At 70.1% G+C, this 14,756-nt stretch carries 14 protein-coding genes and 1 rRNA gene; all 15 read right to left on the reverse strand.

The features are described from left to right. Window positions 1–1,083, reverse strand: coding sequence for a prephenate dehydrogenase (locus VPH61_RS15440; RefSeq protein WP_332064394.1), 1,083 nt, complete (start codon window positions 1,081–1,083; stop codon window positions 1–3). Continuing rightward, the gene (locus VPH61_RS15445) at window positions 1,080–1,895 is read right to left on the reverse strand and encodes a pseudouridine synthase (protein WP_332064395.1); all 816 of its coding nucleotides are present in this window, start codon (window positions 1,893–1,895) and stop codon (window positions 1,080–1,082) included. Before VPH61_RS15445 ends, VPH61_RS15440 begins: the two co-directional genes overlap by 4 nt. Beyond that, the gene (gene scpB / locus VPH61_RS15450) at window positions 1,888–2,514 is read right to left on the reverse strand and encodes an SMC-Scp complex subunit ScpB (protein WP_332064415.1); all 627 of its coding nucleotides are present in this window, start codon (window positions 2,512–2,514) and stop codon (window positions 1,888–1,890) included. Before scpB ends, VPH61_RS15445 begins: the two co-directional genes overlap by 8 nt. 184 nt (window positions 2,515–2,698) lie before the next feature. Beyond that, entirely contained in the window at window positions 2,699–3,520 is an 822-nt protein-coding gene (locus VPH61_RS15455; protein ID WP_332064396.1) for a segregation and condensation protein A, read from the reverse strand. A gap of 94 nt (window positions 3,521–3,614) precedes the next feature. Continuing rightward, window positions 3,615–4,499 carry a ParA family protein gene (locus tag VPH61_RS15460; protein WP_332064397.1) on the reverse strand — a complete coding sequence of 295 codons (885 nt, stop codon included), beginning with the start codon at window positions 4,497–4,499 and terminating at the stop codon, window positions 3,615–3,617. 43 nt (window positions 4,500–4,542) lie between these two features. Further along, complete coding sequence (gene xerD, locus VPH61_RS15465) at window positions 4,543–5,445, reverse strand: site-specific tyrosine recombinase XerD (RefSeq protein ID WP_332064398.1); 903 nt, start codon at window positions 5,443–5,445, stop codon at window positions 4,543–4,545. Further along, a complete protein-coding gene (locus VPH61_RS15470) occupies window positions 5,442–6,116 on the reverse strand; it encodes an NUDIX hydrolase (RefSeq protein ID WP_332064399.1) in 675 nt (224 codons plus the stop codon). The genes xerD and VPH61_RS15470 overlap by 4 nt, the downstream gene beginning before the upstream one ends. Continuing rightward, a complete protein-coding gene (locus tag VPH61_RS15475) occupies window positions 6,109–7,821 on the reverse strand; it encodes a CTP synthase (RefSeq protein ID WP_332064400.1) in 1,713 nt (570 codons plus the stop codon). The genes VPH61_RS15470 and VPH61_RS15475 overlap by 8 nt, the downstream gene beginning before the upstream one ends. 111 nt (window positions 7,822–7,932) lie before the next feature. Further along, window positions 7,933–9,633: a DNA repair protein RecN gene (gene recN, locus VPH61_RS15480; RefSeq protein WP_332064401.1), complete on the reverse strand. Its 1,701-nt coding sequence runs from the start codon at window positions 9,631–9,633 to the stop codon at window positions 7,933–7,935. A gap of 9 nt (window positions 9,634–9,642) precedes the next feature. Continuing rightward, complete coding sequence (locus VPH61_RS15485; RefSeq protein WP_442879116.1) at window positions 9,643–10,599, reverse strand: NAD kinase; 957 nt, start codon at window positions 10,597–10,599, stop codon at window positions 9,643–9,645. After that, window positions 10,554–11,363, reverse strand: a complete 810-nt coding sequence (locus VPH61_RS15490; RefSeq protein ID WP_332064403.1) for a TlyA family RNA methyltransferase — start codon at window positions 11,361–11,363, stop codon at window positions 10,554–10,556. Before VPH61_RS15490 ends, VPH61_RS15485 begins: the two co-directional genes overlap by 46 nt. Before the next feature lie 3 nt (window positions 11,364–11,366). Then, complete coding sequence (locus VPH61_RS15495; RefSeq protein WP_332064404.1) at window positions 11,367–11,555, reverse strand: hypothetical protein; 189 nt, start codon at window positions 11,553–11,555, stop codon at window positions 11,367–11,369. 48 nt (window positions 11,556–11,603) lie between these two features. Further along, window positions 11,604–12,635 (reverse strand): HAD-IIA family hydrolase, encoded by a 1,032-nt coding sequence (locus tag VPH61_RS15500; RefSeq protein ID WP_332064405.1) that lies wholly within the window; start codon window positions 12,633–12,635, stop codon window positions 11,604–11,606. Further along, window positions 12,610–14,568 (reverse strand): primosomal protein, encoded by a 1,959-nt coding sequence (locus VPH61_RS15505; RefSeq protein ID WP_332064406.1) that lies wholly within the window; start codon window positions 14,566–14,568, stop codon window positions 12,610–12,612. The genes VPH61_RS15500 and VPH61_RS15505 overlap by 26 nt, the downstream gene beginning before the upstream one ends. A 118-nt stretch (window positions 14,569–14,686) precedes the next feature. Continuing rightward, window positions 14,687–14,756 (reverse strand): 5S ribosomal RNA (gene rrf, locus VPH61_RS18865); the annotation flags it as partial.

Here is a 14,756-nt window from a genome sequence, read left to right on the forward strand (position 1 = left end):
TCAACCTGCAATCCGCCAGCCGCGTGCGGCCAGCTCATCGGTGAGGTGCTGCTGCACCTCGGGGAGCACGGAGATCTCGGCGAGGCCGATCTGCGCGCCCGGCGAGTGCTCGAGGCGCAGGTCTTCGATGTTCGCGCCGGCCTCGCCGACGTCGTTGAAGAGCCGGGCGAGTTGACCGGGCCGGTCGTCGATCATGACGATGAGACTCGAGTAGCGGCGATCGACGCCGTGCTTGCCGGGCAGCCGCTCGACGCCGGTGTTGCCGCCGAAGAGCTCCTCGGCGACGCGGCGCCGGGCGCCGGGCGCGTCCATGTTGTCGAGCGCGTCGATGAAGCGGTCGAGGTCGTCGCGGTAGCCGCGGAGGATCTCGGCGACGGGCTCGGCATTCTGCCCGAGGATCTGCACCCAGAGTTCGGGGTCGCTGGCAGCGACGCGCGTGACGTCGCGGAGGCCCTGCCCCGCGAGGTTGACCGAGGCGTGGGGCGCGTCGATGAGGCGCCGCGCCATGAGGCTCGAGACGACCTGCGGCACGTGGGAGACGAGGGCGACGGCGGCGTCGTGCTGTTCGGGCGTGAGCTCGACGAGCGTGGCACCGAGGTCGAGGATGAGGTCGTCGATCGCCGATCCGTCCTGGTACGAGATACCGCCGTGGGCGGCGACGACCCACGGGCGACCGACGAAGAGGTCGGCACGGCCCGACATGGGGCCGCCGCGCTCGCGCCCGGCCATCGGGTGCGTGCCGATGTAGCGCGAGAGGTCGGCGCCGCGCGCCTGCAGGTTCTCGTAGACGGCGAGCTTCACGCTCGCGACATCCGTGACGATCGCCTCGGGGTGGGCCTCGAGTTCGGCCGCGACGACGTCGGCCGTGACGTCGGGCGGCACGCACACGACGACGAGCTGCGGACGGTCACCGGGTGTGGCAGGCCGACCGGCACCGTAGTCGACCGCGATCGCGAGGTGCGTCGGCGAGGCGTCGGCGAGGATCACCTCGACGCCCTTCGCACGCAGCCCGAGGCCGATGCTCGCACCGAGCAGTCCCACGCCGACCACGCGAACCGGGCCGGTCAGGCGGGATTCGGTCACGATTCGCCTTCGTTCCCGGCTGCGCCGTCGTGCTGGTCGGCGTCGGCGGCGCGGGAGATGGTGAGCAGCTGGCCCCGCTCCTCCTTCGTCAGCTCGCGCATCTGGCCCGAGCGCAGTGTGCCGAGATTCAGGGGCCCGAAGCTGCGTCGCACGAGATCGACGACCGGATGCCCCACGGCGTCGAGCATGCGGCGCACGATGCGGTTGCGGCCCGAGTGGAGCGTGAGTTCGACCATCGAGTGACGGTCATCGCCCTGCTGCTGCAGGATGCGCGCCTTGTCGGCCTTGATGGGGCCGTCTTCGAGCTCGATGCCGTTCTTCAGCTGCTGGATCACCTGCGGGGAGACTCGGCCCGTGACCTTCGCGATGTACGTCTTCGAGACGCCGAACGACGGGTGCGCGAGCACGTGCGCGAGGTCGCCGTCGTTCGTGAGCAGCAGCAGCCCGCTCGTCTCGGCGTCGAGGCGGCCGACGTTGAACACCCGCTCCTCGAGGTCGTCGGTGAAGCGCGTGAGGTCGGGTCGCCCCTGCTCGTCGCGCATCGACGAGACCACGCCGCGCGGCTTGTTCAGCATGTAGTACCGCTTCGCGGGGTCGAGCTGCACGGCGACGCCGTCGACCGCGACGAGGTCGGTCTCTGGATCGATGCGGCGGCCGAGCTCGGTGACGATCTCGCCGTTCACCTCGACGCGGCCCTCGGCGATGTACTGCTCCGAGACCCGCCTGCTCGCGACACCCGCGGCGGCGAGCACCTTCTGCAGTCGTACGCCCTCAGGGGCGGGTTCGCCGCCCCAGCCGGTTGCGTCAGTCAAAGTCGAATCCTTCCTGGCCGTCGTCGAGCAACGGCGAGATGTGGGGCAGCTCGTCGAGCGAGTTGATGCCGAGGTTCGTGAGCAGCAGTTCGGTCGTGCCGTAGAGGATCGCGCCGGTCTCGGGGTCGGTGTCGACCTCGGTGACGAGGCCGCGCCCGAGCAGCGTGCGCACGACCGAGTCGACGTTCACCGCACGGATCGACGCGACCTGCGAACGCGAGATGGGCTGCTTGTAGGCGATCACCGAGAGCGTCTCGAGCGCTGCCTGCGAGAGCCTCGTCGACGACTGCGTCAGCACGAAGTCGGCCACGAGGGTGTCGTACTCGGCTCTGACATAGAAGCGCCAGCCGCCGCCGACCTCGCGAAGTTCGAACCCGCGACGGATGCTTCGCGGCTCGGGCTCCCCCGCGACATCCGTTCGCGGCTCGCCCGACGCGCCGTCGCCGTCGTAGTCGGCCCGCAAGCGGGCGATCGACGCGCGCACCTCGGCGACGGGCCGCGCAACGGCGGCCGCGAGGGAGACGACGCTCTGCGGCTCATCGGCGATGAAGAGGATCGCCTCGAGGGCGCGGTCGAGGTCGAGGCGCGGCTGGCCGGGCACGTCGAGCGGGGTCACGATCGAGAGCTCGGGCCCGCGCTCCGCGGCGTGAGGGGCCGACGTCTCCTCCGCGGATCGGGGAGCCGAAACATCCGCGGATCGAGGAGACGACTCCTCCGCGGGTTGAGGAGCCGACGAAGGAGGCGTCTCGAAACCCTTCGTCGCTTCGCCGAGATCGTCGGGCGCCTCGGCCTGCACGTTCGTCTCATTCGTCATAGTCAGCCCCCAGGCTCTCGAGGTTCTCGTCCGACCAGTTCTCGGCCGACCAGCGCAGCGTCAGCTCGCCGAGCGGTTCGAGCTGCTCGAACCCGATCGCGGCATGCCGGTAGAGCTCGAGCACGGCGAGGAAGCGCGCGACGACGACGCCCGACTGGCCGACCCCGGCGATGAGCTGGCGGAAGGTCACGGGGTCGCCGCGGCGGAGCACGGCGACGACGTGCGCCGCCTGCTCGCGGATCGAGACGAGCGGCGCGTGCAGGTGATCGAGGCCGACGACCGGGATCTCGCGCGGCGTCAGCGCCAGTGTCGCGAGTGCGGCGAAGTCTTCGGCCGATAGGGTCCAGACGAGCTCGGGCGCGCGCCTGCGGAACTTCTCCTCGAGGCGCACATTGCGTGCGTGCCGCAGCGACTCGCGCTCGAGATTGCCCGAGAACCAGCGTGCCGCCTCCTTGAAGGCGCGGTACTGCAGCAGGCGGGCGAACAGCAGGTCGCGGGCCTCGAGCAGGGCGACGTCTTCGGCGTCGACGAGCTCGCCCTGCGGCAGGAGCCCCGCGACCTTCAGGTCGAGCAGGGTCGCCGCGACGACGAGGAACTCGGAGGCGCGATCGAGCTCCTCCTCGGAGTCGAGGCCGCGCAGGTACGAGATGAACTCGTCGGTGACCGCCGACAGCGAGACCTCGGTGATGTCGAGCTCGTGCTTCGTGATGAGCGAGAGCAGCAGGTCGAACGGGCCCTCGAAGTTCGTGAGTGCGACGCGGAAGCCGCCCTCGTCGGCCGCGGGTACGCCGGGCTCGACAGTGTCGGGCACCGCGGTCGACGAGTCATCCGACCGCGCGTGCGCGTTATCACCTTCGGCCGACACCCTCGCGTCGGACGCGTGCTGTTCGGGGGCCGACGCCGCCTCAGGCGACCGCGCCACGGAAGACCAGCTCCCTGGCGAGCTGGCGGTACGCCCGCGACGCCTGGTGCTCGGGTGCGAACTCGGTGATGGGCGTGCCCGCGACGCTCGCGTCGGGGAACTTCACCGTGCGGGTGATGACCGTCTCGAGCACCTCATCGCCGAACGCGTCGACGACGCGCTCGAGCACTTCACGGGAGTGCAGCGTACGGGAGTCGTACATCGTCGCGAGGATGCCGTCGAGCTGGATGGCCGGGTTCAGCCGGTCGCGCACCTTGTCGATCGTCTCGATGAGCAGCGCAACGCCGCGCAGCGCGAAGTACTCGCACTCGAGCGGGATGACGACGCCGTGGCTGGCCGTGAGGGCGTTCACGGTCAGGAGCCCGAGCGACGGCTGGCAGTCGATGAGGATCACGTCGTAGTCGGCCGAGACGCGGCGCAGCACGCTCGCGAGGATCTGCTCGCGGGCGACCTCGGTGACGAGGTGCACCTCAGCGGCCGAGAGGTCGATGTTCGCGGGAATCACGTCGAGCCCCTCGACGCTCGTCTTCTGGATCACGTCGGCCGGGTCGAGCGTGCGCGAGAGCAGCAGGTCGTAGATCGTCGGCACGTCGTGCGTCGGCACGCCGAGGCCTGCCGAGAGCGCGCCCTGCGGGTCGAAGTCGATCGCGAGCACCCGGCGCCCGTACTCGGCGAGCGTCGCGCCGAGGTTGATCGTGGTGGTCGTCTTGCCGACGCCGCCCTTCTGGTTGCAGAGGGCGATGATGCGAGCAGGGCCGTGCGAAGTGAGCGTGACGGGCTCGGGGAACTCGCGATTCGGGCGACCAGTGGGACCGAGCTCTGGCGGAGTTGCGATTCCGTCCGCTGAGTGGTTCGTCTGGTGCGTCACGTCTCGTCTTCTCTCCTGGGGCCGGGCGGGTGCTTGGTCGATTCTAGCGAGCACGCGGGTGGGCTGCGGTGTACATCTCCCGGAGTGTGTCCGCTGTGACGAGCGTGTAGATCTGGGTCGTGGCGACCGAGGAGTGGCCGAGGAGCTCCTGCACGACGCGCACGTCGGCACCGCCCTCGAGCAGGTGGGTCGCGAACGAGTGCCGCAGCGTGTGCGGCGAGACGGATGTCGCGAGCCCCGCCGTCTCGGCGGCATCGCGGATCGCCTCCCAGGCGGCCTGCCGCGACATGCGCTTGCCGCGCGCGCCGAGGAAGAGCGCCGGCGTCGCCGTGCCGCGTGCGGAGAGCAGCGGCCGGGCACGCACGAGGTAGGCGTCGACCGCGCGACGCGCATAGCTGCCGAGCGGCACGATGCGCTGCTTGCCGCCCTTGCCGAAGAGCCGCACGACCTCTTGGTCGACGAGGTCGTCGACGTTCAGCGACACGGCCTCGGAGACGCGGGCCCCGGTCGCATAGAGCACCTCGAGCAGGGCGGTGTCGCGCAGGTCGATCGGCTCGTCACCGCCCGCGGCTGCGATGAGCGCCTCGACGTCGTCGACCGGGATCGCCTTGGGCAGCCGCATCGGCAGCTTCGGCGGTCGCAGCTCTCGCGAGACATCCGCTGCCACGAGCCCCTCCTCGGCGAGGAATCGGTGCAGCCCTCGCACGGCCGACAGCACGCGGGCGATCGACGACGTCGCGAGCGGCGGCACGCGGTCGGCGCCGAGGAAGCGCACGAAGTCGCCGAGGTCCTGCTCAGTCGCCGCCGAAGGCCCGGCGATGCCGCGCGAGGCGAGCCAGTCGGCGTAGATCGCGAGGTCGCGTCGGTACGACGAGATCGTGTTCTGCGCGAGCCCCCGCTCCACGGCGAGATGCCGCAGGTAGTCGTCGACGGGGGTTCTGGTCATCGGCGCGGCGGCTCCGTGCGACCGATGGCCTGCCCGGGCCACGGGGCATCCGTTTCGCCGAGGCTCGACCAGCCGCGTGCCCGCGCCGCTGCCGCAGCGAGCACCGCGACCGCGAGCGGGGCGTTGTGGATGCGTCGCTCGAGCACCGCGTCGACGCACTCGTCGAGCGGCACCCAGCGGGTCTCCATGTCGGCCTCTTCGCCCTCGCGCGCGAACGCCTCGGCCGTGACCGAGAGCCCGCGCGCGAGGTACACCCTGATCAGCTCATCGCTGCCGCCGGGCGAGGTCGCGATGTCGCTGAGCACGGCCCAGTCGGATGCCTCGAGGTCGGCCTCTTCGGCGAGTTCGCGCTTCGCGGCGGCCAGGGGCGGCTCGCCGTCGACGTCGAGGAGGCCGGCGGGGATCTCCCAGTCGCGCATGCGCACCGGATGCCGGTACTGCTTGATCAGCAGCACATTGTCGTCATCGTCGATCGCGAGCACGCCGACGGCGCCGCTGTGGTCCATGTACTCGCGCACGATGGTCTCGCCGCCGAACTCGAAGGCATCGCGGCGGATGTCCCACACACGGCCGTCGAAGACCCGCTCGCTCGAGACGACCGGCACGTCGACGCGTTCATCGGCGAGCGGCTCGAGCCGCCCACCGATGGCCGCGTCGAGGTGCTCAGCCATTGCTGACGTCGTCGAACAGCAGGCTCGCCTGCTGGCGCTCGAGTGCCGCGCCGACGAGGCCGCGGAACAGGGGGTGCGGGTCGTTCGGGCGGCTGCGCAGCTCGGGGTGCGCCTGCGTGCCGACATAGAACGGGTGCACGTCGCGCGGCAGCTCGACGAATTCGACGAGGTGGCGGTCGGGCGACATGCCCGAGAACGAGAGCCCCGCCTCGGCGATGCGATCGCGGTAGGAGTTGTTGACCTCGTAGCGGTGACGGTGGCGCTCGGAGACCTCGGTCGAGCCGTAGAGCTCGGCCGCGATCGAGCCCTCTGCGAGCTTGGCCGGGTAGAGGCCGAGTCGCATGGTGCCGCCGAGGTCGCCGCCCGCGATGATCTCGACCTGCTCCTCCATGGTCGCGATGACCGGGTACTGCGTGTCGGGGTCGAACTCGCTCGACGAGGCGCCGGGCAGGCCGGCGACGTTGCGCGAGTACTCGATGACCATGCACTGCAGGCCGAGGCAGAGGCCGAGCACGGGAATGGCGTTCTCACGTGCGAAGAGCAGCGCGCCGAGCTTGCCCTCGATGCCGCGCACGCCGAAGCCGCCGGGCACGCAGATGCCGTCGAGGTGCGCGAGGTGCTTCTGCGCGCCCTCGGGCGTCTGGCACTCGTCCGACGGGATCCACTCGATCTTGACCTTCGCGTCGTTCGCGAACCCGCCGGCGCGAAGCGCCTCGGTGACCGAGAGGTAGGCGTCGGGCAGGTCGATGTACTTGCCGACGAGCCCGATCGTGACCTCGTGCTTGGGGTCGTGCACGACGTCGAGCAGGCCGCTCCAGCCCGACCAGTCGACGTCGGCCGCCTTCTCGCCGAGACCGAGGGTGTCGATGATGTAGGCGTCGAGGCCCTGGTCGTGCAGCATCGTCGGGATGTCGTAGATCGACGGCACGTCGACCGCATTCACGACGGCCTGCTCGTCGACGTCGCACATGAGCGCGATCTTGCGCTTGTTCGACTCGGTGACGGGGCGGTCGCTGCGGAGCACGAGCGCGTCGGGCTGGATGCCGATGGAGCGGAGGGCTGCGACCGAGTGCTGCGTGGGCTTCGTCTTCTGCTCGCCCGACGCACCCATGAAGGGCACGAGCGAGACGTGCACGAAGAAGACGTTCTTGCGGCCGAGCTCGTGGCGAACCTGACGGGCCGACTCGATGAACGGCTGCGACTCGATGTCGCCGACGGTGCCGCCGATCTCGGTGATGATGACGTCGGGCTTCGGCGATTCGGAGGCCTGCAGCCGCATGCGGCGCTTGATCTCGTCGGTGATGTGCGGGATGACCTGCACCGTGTCGCCGAGGTACTCGCCGCGGCGCTCCTTGGCGATCACCGTCGAATAGATCTGGCCGGTGGTGACGTTCGCCGCCTGGCTCAGGTTGATGTCGAGGAACCGCTCGTAGTGACCGATGTCGAGGTCGGTCTCAGCGCCGTCGTCGGTCACGAAGACCTCGCCGTGCTGGAAGGGGTTCATCGTGCCGGGATCCACGTTCAGATATGGATCGAGCTTCTGCATGACGACTCGCAGGCCCCTGGCAGTCAGGAGATTACCGAGACTCGCCGCCGTGAGCCCCTTGCCCAACGAGGAGACGACACCACCGGTCACGAAGATGTGCTTGGTCTCGCCGTTCGAAAGTTCAGCGTTCTGATTGTCTGTTCCGCGTTCATCCACCACGGGCTTATAGCCTAACTCACGTTCCTGATCGTTCGACCCGACATGCCCCACGCGCTCCCCCATTTTCTCGGGATCCACTCGATCCCGTTCGTTCCGCCCGGCGTGCGCGCGTCATGCGGCCCGGTCGGCGGCGATCTCCAGCAGTTCTCGCGCGTGCGCGAGCCCACTCTGCGAGTCGGCGAGCCCCGACAGCAGGCGCGCCATCTCGGCCTCCCGCTCGGCGCCCGCGAGCTGACGCACGCTCGAGGAGGTCACCTGCCCGTCGGTGCCCTTGACCACGCTCAGATGGTTCGTCGCGAAGGCGGCGACCTGCGCGAGGTGCGTCACGACGATGACCTGCGAGCGCTCCGCGAGCCGCGCCAGTCGTCGTCCGATCTCGATCGCGGCGGCACCGCCGACACCCGCGTCGACCTCGTCGAAGACGAACGTCGGCACGGGGTCGCTGCCCGCGATGACGACCTCGATCGCGAGCATCACCCGCGAGAGTTCACCGCCCGAGGCCCCGCGCGACACCGGCCGCGGTTCAGCTCCGGGGTGCGGCCGCAGCAGGATCGACACGGCATCACGCCCGTGCGTCGTCGCTTCGGCCGTCGGCTCGATCATGACGGCGAGCTGCGCGTCGGGCATCGCGAGCGCCGCGAGTTCGGTCGTGACGGCAGCCGCGAGTCGCCCGGCCGCGTCGGTGCGCAGTTCGGTGAGCGAGGCGGCGAGCCGATCGACCTCGGCTTCGAGCGCCGCGACGGATGCCTCGAGCCCCTCGATGCGCTCATCATCGCTGTCGAGCTCGACGAGCCTGAGACCACCGTTGCGACGGAACTCGAGCACCTCTTCGAGGCCACCGCCGTGACGGCGGATGAGCGCGCCGAGCACGGCCCGACGTTCTTGCACGATCTCGAGTTCGCGCGCGCCGTCGGCGTCGAGCCCTGCGAGGTACCCCGACAGCTCGGCAGCCGCGTCGGCGAGCAGGAAGCCCGCGTTCGTCAGCATCTCGCCGATCGGCTGCAGTGCGGCATCGTGCTCGGCGACGCGTTCGAGCTGCCGCCGGGCACCGTCGACGAGCGCGACGGCGTCGGGAACGTCGTCGACGACGTCTTCGGCCGAGATCAACGCGCGAGCCTGAGCGGCGGCGAGTCGCAGCTCTTCGAGGTTCGAGAGCCGGTCGGCCCGCTCCTGGAGTTCGACGTCTTCACCGGGCTGCGGGTCGGCGGCCTCGACCTCATCGAGTGCCGCCCGAAGCTGTTCGGCTTCACGCAGTCGCGATTCGTGGTCGGTTCGCAGGCGCTCGAGCTCCGCGGCATCCGTTCGCCAGGCGTTGAACGCCGTACGGTACTCGTCGAGCACGGTCTGCAGCTTCGAGCCGGCGAAGCGATCGAGCGCCTCGCGCTGCGCGACCGCCGAACGGAGTCGCTGCTGATCGGCCTGCCCGTGCACGACGACGAGTTCGGCCCCGAGGTCGGAGAGCACCCCGACGGGGGCACTGCGACCGCCGACGACGGCCCGGCTGCGCCCCTCGGAGGAGACGGACCTGCCGAGCAGCAGCTCGCCGGCCTCGATCTCGCCGCCGGTCTCGGCGACGCGTTCGGCGACGACCCCGTCATCGGCAACGAGCCAACGACCCTCGACCCATGCCTGCTTCGCGCCGGCCCGCACAGCGCCGGCGTCGGCACGAGAGCCAAGCAGCAGCCCGAGCGCGGTCACGACCATGGTCTTGCCCGCACCGGTCTCACCGGTCACGGCCGTGAAGCCGGCGCCGAGCGGCAGCGTCGCCTCGGCGATGACACCGAGATCGCGGATGCCGAGCTCTTCGATCATTTCCTGCCCTCACTCACGCCCGACCGGCCCCCTCCACCCGGTGACCGGGAGCTGGAACTTGTTGACGAGCCGATCGGTGAACGGCGCCTCGTGCAGCCGGGCGAGGCGCACCGGCACGGGCGACCGGCGCACGATCACGCGAGCACCCGGCGGAAGATCGAAGGTGCGCCGACCGTCGCACCAGATGACGGCGGATGCCTCGGTGCGCTGCAGGATCTCGACGGCGAGCGACGACTCGGGGCCGACGACGAGCGGGCGCGCGAAGAGGGCGTGCGCGCTGAGCGGTACGAGCAGCAGAGCTTCGAGGCTCGGCCAGACGACCGGGCCGCCGGCTGAGAACGAGTACGCCGTCGAGCCGGTCGGCGTCGACATCACGACGCCGTCGCAGCCGAACGAGGAGAGCGGGCGCCGATCGACCTCGATGACGACCTCGAGCATGCGCTCGCGCTCGGCCTTCTCGACGGTGACCTCGTTGAGCGCCCAGCTCTCGTAGACGACGCTCTCGCCGACCTTCGCGCGCACCGAGAGCGTCATGCGCTCTTCGACGGTGTAGTCGCGCGCCAATGCACGGCCGACCGTGTAGCCGAGGTCGTCGCGCTCGCTCTCGGCGAGGAACCCGACATGGCCGAGGTTCACGCCGAGGAGCGGCACGGGGTGGTCGCGCATGATCTCGGCGGCACGCAGGATCGTGCCGTCGCCGCCGAGCACGATGACGAGTTCGATGGCCGCCGGGTCGGTCTCTTCGAACCGCTCGACCGAGCCGTTCAGCTCGGGCACGAAGTCGTGCACCTCGTCCCAGTGCTCGGCCGCGATGACCGGCACCGCACCGGCGGCGAGCAGCTGCGCGCAGACCTCGCTCGTCGCCTCGAGGGCGGACTGCCGACCCGTGTGGGAGACCACCAGGAAGCGCCGTGCGTCACTCACCCCTTGGTCCTCCCCGTCACTTCGTCGACCCGACCTGACCATTCTGTCGGATTCGACCCGCGCACCGCGCTCAGATGCACGAGGTATTCGAGGTTTCCGTGGCCACCGGCGATTGGGGAGGACAGGACGCCGGCGGTGCCGAGGCCCGCGTCGAACGCCGCCCACAGCACGGTCGAGACCGCCTCGGAACGAAGCCCCGCGTCGCGCACGACGCCCTCGCGCACTCCCCCGCGCCCCACCTCGAACTGCGGCTTGACGAGCAGCACGAAGTCCGCGTCATCCGTCGCGCTCGCGCGGAGCGCTGGCAGTACAACGGTGAGCGAGATGAACGACAGATCGGCGACGACGAGCGACGGCGGCTCGGCGACGCCGGTCAGTTCGGCGAGGAGCGCGGCATCGAGATGGCGCACGTTGCAGCCCTCGACGAGCACGAGGCCCTGGGCGTTCGCGAGTTCGGGCGCGAGCTGGCCGTGCCCGACGTCGACGGCGAGCACCTGTCGGGCGCCCCGCTCGAGGAGCACCTGGCTGAACCCGCCCGTCGAGGCGCCGGCGTCGAGCGCGATGCGGCCCTCGGCCTCGACGCCGAACCCGTCGAGGCCCGCGATGAGCTTGTGCGCAGCACGACTCACATAGTGATCGGATGCCGCGACCTCGAGCACCGCGTCATCGCCCACCTTGGCGGAAGCCTTGACCACCGGGCGGCCGTCGACCGTCACGACGCCAGCGGCGATGAGCGTCGCGGCATGCGTGCGCGAGCGAGCGAGACCGCGCGCCGCAAGGGCCGCGTCGAGTCGTTGATCGGTCATGCGTCAGGTGCGCAGCGACGGGTCGGACTGCTCGAGCTGGCTCCGCAACTCCTCGGCGAGGGCCTGATAGGCCTCCGCACGCTCCGCGAGCGGTCGGGACTCGACCTCGGCGAGCACGGCCGACACCGACGACGCGTCGGATGCGGGCGGGATCGTCTCGGCCGCTGCTGCTCGATCGGGTTCAGTGCTCACGAGTCAACGCTACCCCGAGCCGACGACGCCGGGCCGACGACCGACCGATCAGCTGTAGAGCCGAGCCGGAACGTCGAGCACGTGGATGCCCATGCCCGAGCCCCAGATCGCAGCGCATGCCGCGCGCAGCAGGTCGAGGCGGTCGTCGCCGTCGTCGACGATCTCCACCCGATTGCCCGAGACGCGCACCCGGGCCGAGCCGACACGAGTGACACCGCCGCGCACGGTCTCCGTCACCGGGTACGGCGTGTGGAGGCCGTCGAGGTCGGCGAGGATGAAGTCGGGCCGACTCGACTCGGGAGCCGCGAGCACCTGCTTCGCCGTGTCGATGCCCGTGAGCACGAGGGCGCTCAGCATGCCCGCACGCCGGGCGCCGAGGATGTCGGTGTCGAGACGATCCCCGATCATGAGCGGCCGATCGGTGTCGAACCGGCGACGAGCCTCGTCGAAGATCGGGGTCTCGGGCTTGCCGGCGACGAGCGGGAACCGCCCGACCGCCGTGTGCACGGCTGAGACCAGCGTGCCGTTGCCCGGCGCGATGCCGCGCGCGACCGGGATCGTCCAGTCCATGTTGGTCGCGATCCACGGAATCGGGGTCGCACCGTCCACGCCACCGCCGGCGGACAGTGCGAAGGTCGCCTCGGCGAGATCGCGCCATCCGATCTCGGGGCTGAAGCCCTGCACGACGGCCTCGGGCGCGTCGTCGGCGGAGCGCGTGATGCGGTAGCCGCGCTTCTCGAGCTCGGTCGTGATGCCCTCGCCGCCGACGACGAACACGAGCGCTCCCGGCGCCACCTGCTCGGCGAGCAGCGCCATCGCGGCCTGCGGCGACGTCACGACGTCGTGCGGAACGACGTCGAGGCCGAGCTCGGCGAGGTGGCCAGCGACGGATGCATCACTGCGCGACGCGTTGTTCGTGATGTACCCGACCGCGCGGTCGCGCTTGGCGAGGTTCAGGCTCTCGACCGCACGCGGAATCGCGTGCGCGCCCGCATACACGACGCCGTCGAGGTCGGCGAGCACCGCGTCGACGCCGTCGAGCGGCGTCGGGTGCTCAGTCTTCGCGCGGAACAGTCCCACCGGACGTGCCCTCGCTCTCGTCGGCCTCGATCGCGGCGAGCACCTCGCGCACGTCGTCTTCGAGCACGTCGCCCGGGTGACCATCGAAGGCCTCGTCCCCGGTGTCGTCGTGGGCGACGGCGTCCGCTTCAGGCTCGACGGATGCCTCGGCCTCGGTCTCCTCTTCGGCGTCTTCGTGGGCCGCGGCATCCGCTTCAGGTGCGACGGATGCCTCGGACTCGTCGGCCTCGTCGACCGAAACTGCCTCCTCGGCGTCTTCCACCGGCGCGGCCTCCTCGGCGTCGCCTGCTGACTCCTCGAGCTCCACCTCGAAGATCTCGATGGACTCCGCCTCTGCGGGGCCGCCGAGTGCGGCTTCGGCGCGATCGGCACGAGCCCGCCACTTCGAAGCCTCATCGGTGCGACCCAGTTCTTCGAGCACCTCGGCGTACGCCGAGAAGAGCGCCGGGCTGTACGAGAAGGCGCGGTCGGGATCGAGCTGCGGAATCTCGAGCTCGGCGAGGGCGATCTCGGGCTGCCCCAGGTCGAGCCGGGCTCCCGACATCGCGATGGCGAGTCCGACCTGCACGGCCGGAGCAAGCGTCGAGCGATCGACCGCACGGCCGACCTCGAGGGCGCGATCGGGGCGTCCGACACCGCGCTCGCTGTCGACCAACAGGGGCAGCTGGTCGTTGCTGCCCGAGATGCGGCGATACGTGCGCAGTTCGCGGAGCGCGAGTGCGAAGTCCCCGGTCGCGTAAGCGGTGATCGCGAGCGTCTCGCGCACGACCGCGATACGGCCGGCCCGGCGCCCCGCCGACAGTGCGTGCTGGTGGGCGAGCTCGGGGTCGTCCTCGAGCAGTTCGGATGCCGCCACGAGATGCCGCGCGACCCAGTCGGCGTTCTCCTTGCTCAGCGTCTTCAGCTCGGCGCGAGCGCCCTTGTCGAGGTCGCGTGCCTCGATCGACTCGGGAATGAACGGGTCGTCGTGGCGCGGGCGCACCTGCAGCTCGGCCGCGCCGTAGTTCTCACGGGGAGGTGCATCGCGCTGGTCGTCGCGTCCACCCGGGCGTCCGCCTCGGGGCGCAGCATCGCCATAGGGCTTGCGGTTGTCGCGGTCACCGTAGGGCTTCTTCGCGTCACGGTCACCGTAGGGCTTGCGGTTGTCGCGGTCACCATACGGCTTCGACGCACCCCGGTCCCCGTAGGGCTTCGCGTCACGGTCGCCATAGGGCTTGCGGTTGTCGCGGTCACCGTAGGGCTTCTTCGCGTCACGGTCCCCATACGGCTTCCGGTTGTCGCGGTCACCGTAGGGCTTGGCGCCGCGATCGCCATACGGCTTCGCGTCACGGTCGCCATAGGGCTTCCGGTTGTCACGATCTCCGTACGGCTTCGACGCACCGCGGTCCCCGTAGGGCTTCGCGTCACGGTCACCATAGGGCTTCCGGTTGTCGCGATCGCCGTACGGCTTCTTCGCATCGCGATCACCGTAGGGCTTGCGGTTGTCGCGGTCACCATACGGCTTCGACGCACCCCGGTCCCCGTAGGGCTTCGCGTCACGATCGCCATACGGCTTGCGGTTGTCGCGGTCACCATACGGCTTCGACGCACCCCGGTCGCCATAAGGCTTCTTCGCATCGCGGTCGCCATACGGCTTCTTCGCATCGCGGTCGCCATACGGCTTCTTCGCGTCGCGGTCGCCATACGGCTTCTTCGCGTCACGGTCGCCATACGGCTTCTTCGCGTCACGGTCGCCATACGGCTTCTTCGCGTCACGGTCGCCATACGGCTTCTTCGCGTCACGGTCGCCATACGGCTTCTTCGTCGGAGCGCCATCTCGAGCGGTCGAGCCGGAACGCGCGCCCGAGGGCCGGTCGGCTCCGTTGCCGCCGCTGCGCTGTTCGCGTCGCTCAGGTCGTCCCTGGTCAGCCGAGCCGTGCTTGGAGTCGCTCACGATAGTCCCGTCGTGTGTGGAGTCCTCATGGGACTCAACCGTAATGGGGCACCTTGTGAAGTACCCCGTTAACGAAGAAAGGCCACCCGTCTTCGGGTGGCCTCTCTCCTCAATGTTTGTCCGGCGGTGTCCTACTCTCCCACAGGGTCCCCCCTGCAGTACCATCGGCGCTGCGAGTCTTAGCTTCC

The sequence above is a fragment of the Agromyces sp. CCNWLW203 genome, assembly GCF_036576125.1.
Classification (GTDB): Bacteria; Actinomycetota; Actinomycetes; order Actinomycetales; family Microbacteriaceae; genus Agromyces.

Excerpts from the sequence above, each read along its gene's own strand:
- xerD (WP_332064398.1), bottom strand. The coding sequence starts at position 5,445 with ATGACCAGAACCCCCGTCGACGACTACCTGCGGCATCTCGCCGTGGAG.
- VPH61_RS15470 (WP_332064399.1), bottom strand. The coding sequence starts at position 6,116 with ATGGCTGAGCACCTCGACGCGGCCATCGGTGGGCGGCTCGAGCCGCTC.
- recN (WP_332064401.1), bottom strand. The coding sequence starts at position 9,633 with ATGATCGAAGAGCTCGGCATCCGCGATCTCGGTGTCATCGCCGAGGCG.
- VPH61_RS15485 (WP_442879116.1), bottom strand. The coding sequence starts at position 10,599 with ATGGTCAGGTCGGGTCGACGAAGTGACGGGGAGGACCAAGGGGTGAGT.
- VPH61_RS15490 (WP_332064403.1), bottom strand. The coding sequence starts at position 11,363 with ATGACCGATCAACGACTCGACGCGGCCCTTGCGGCGCGCGGTCTCGCT.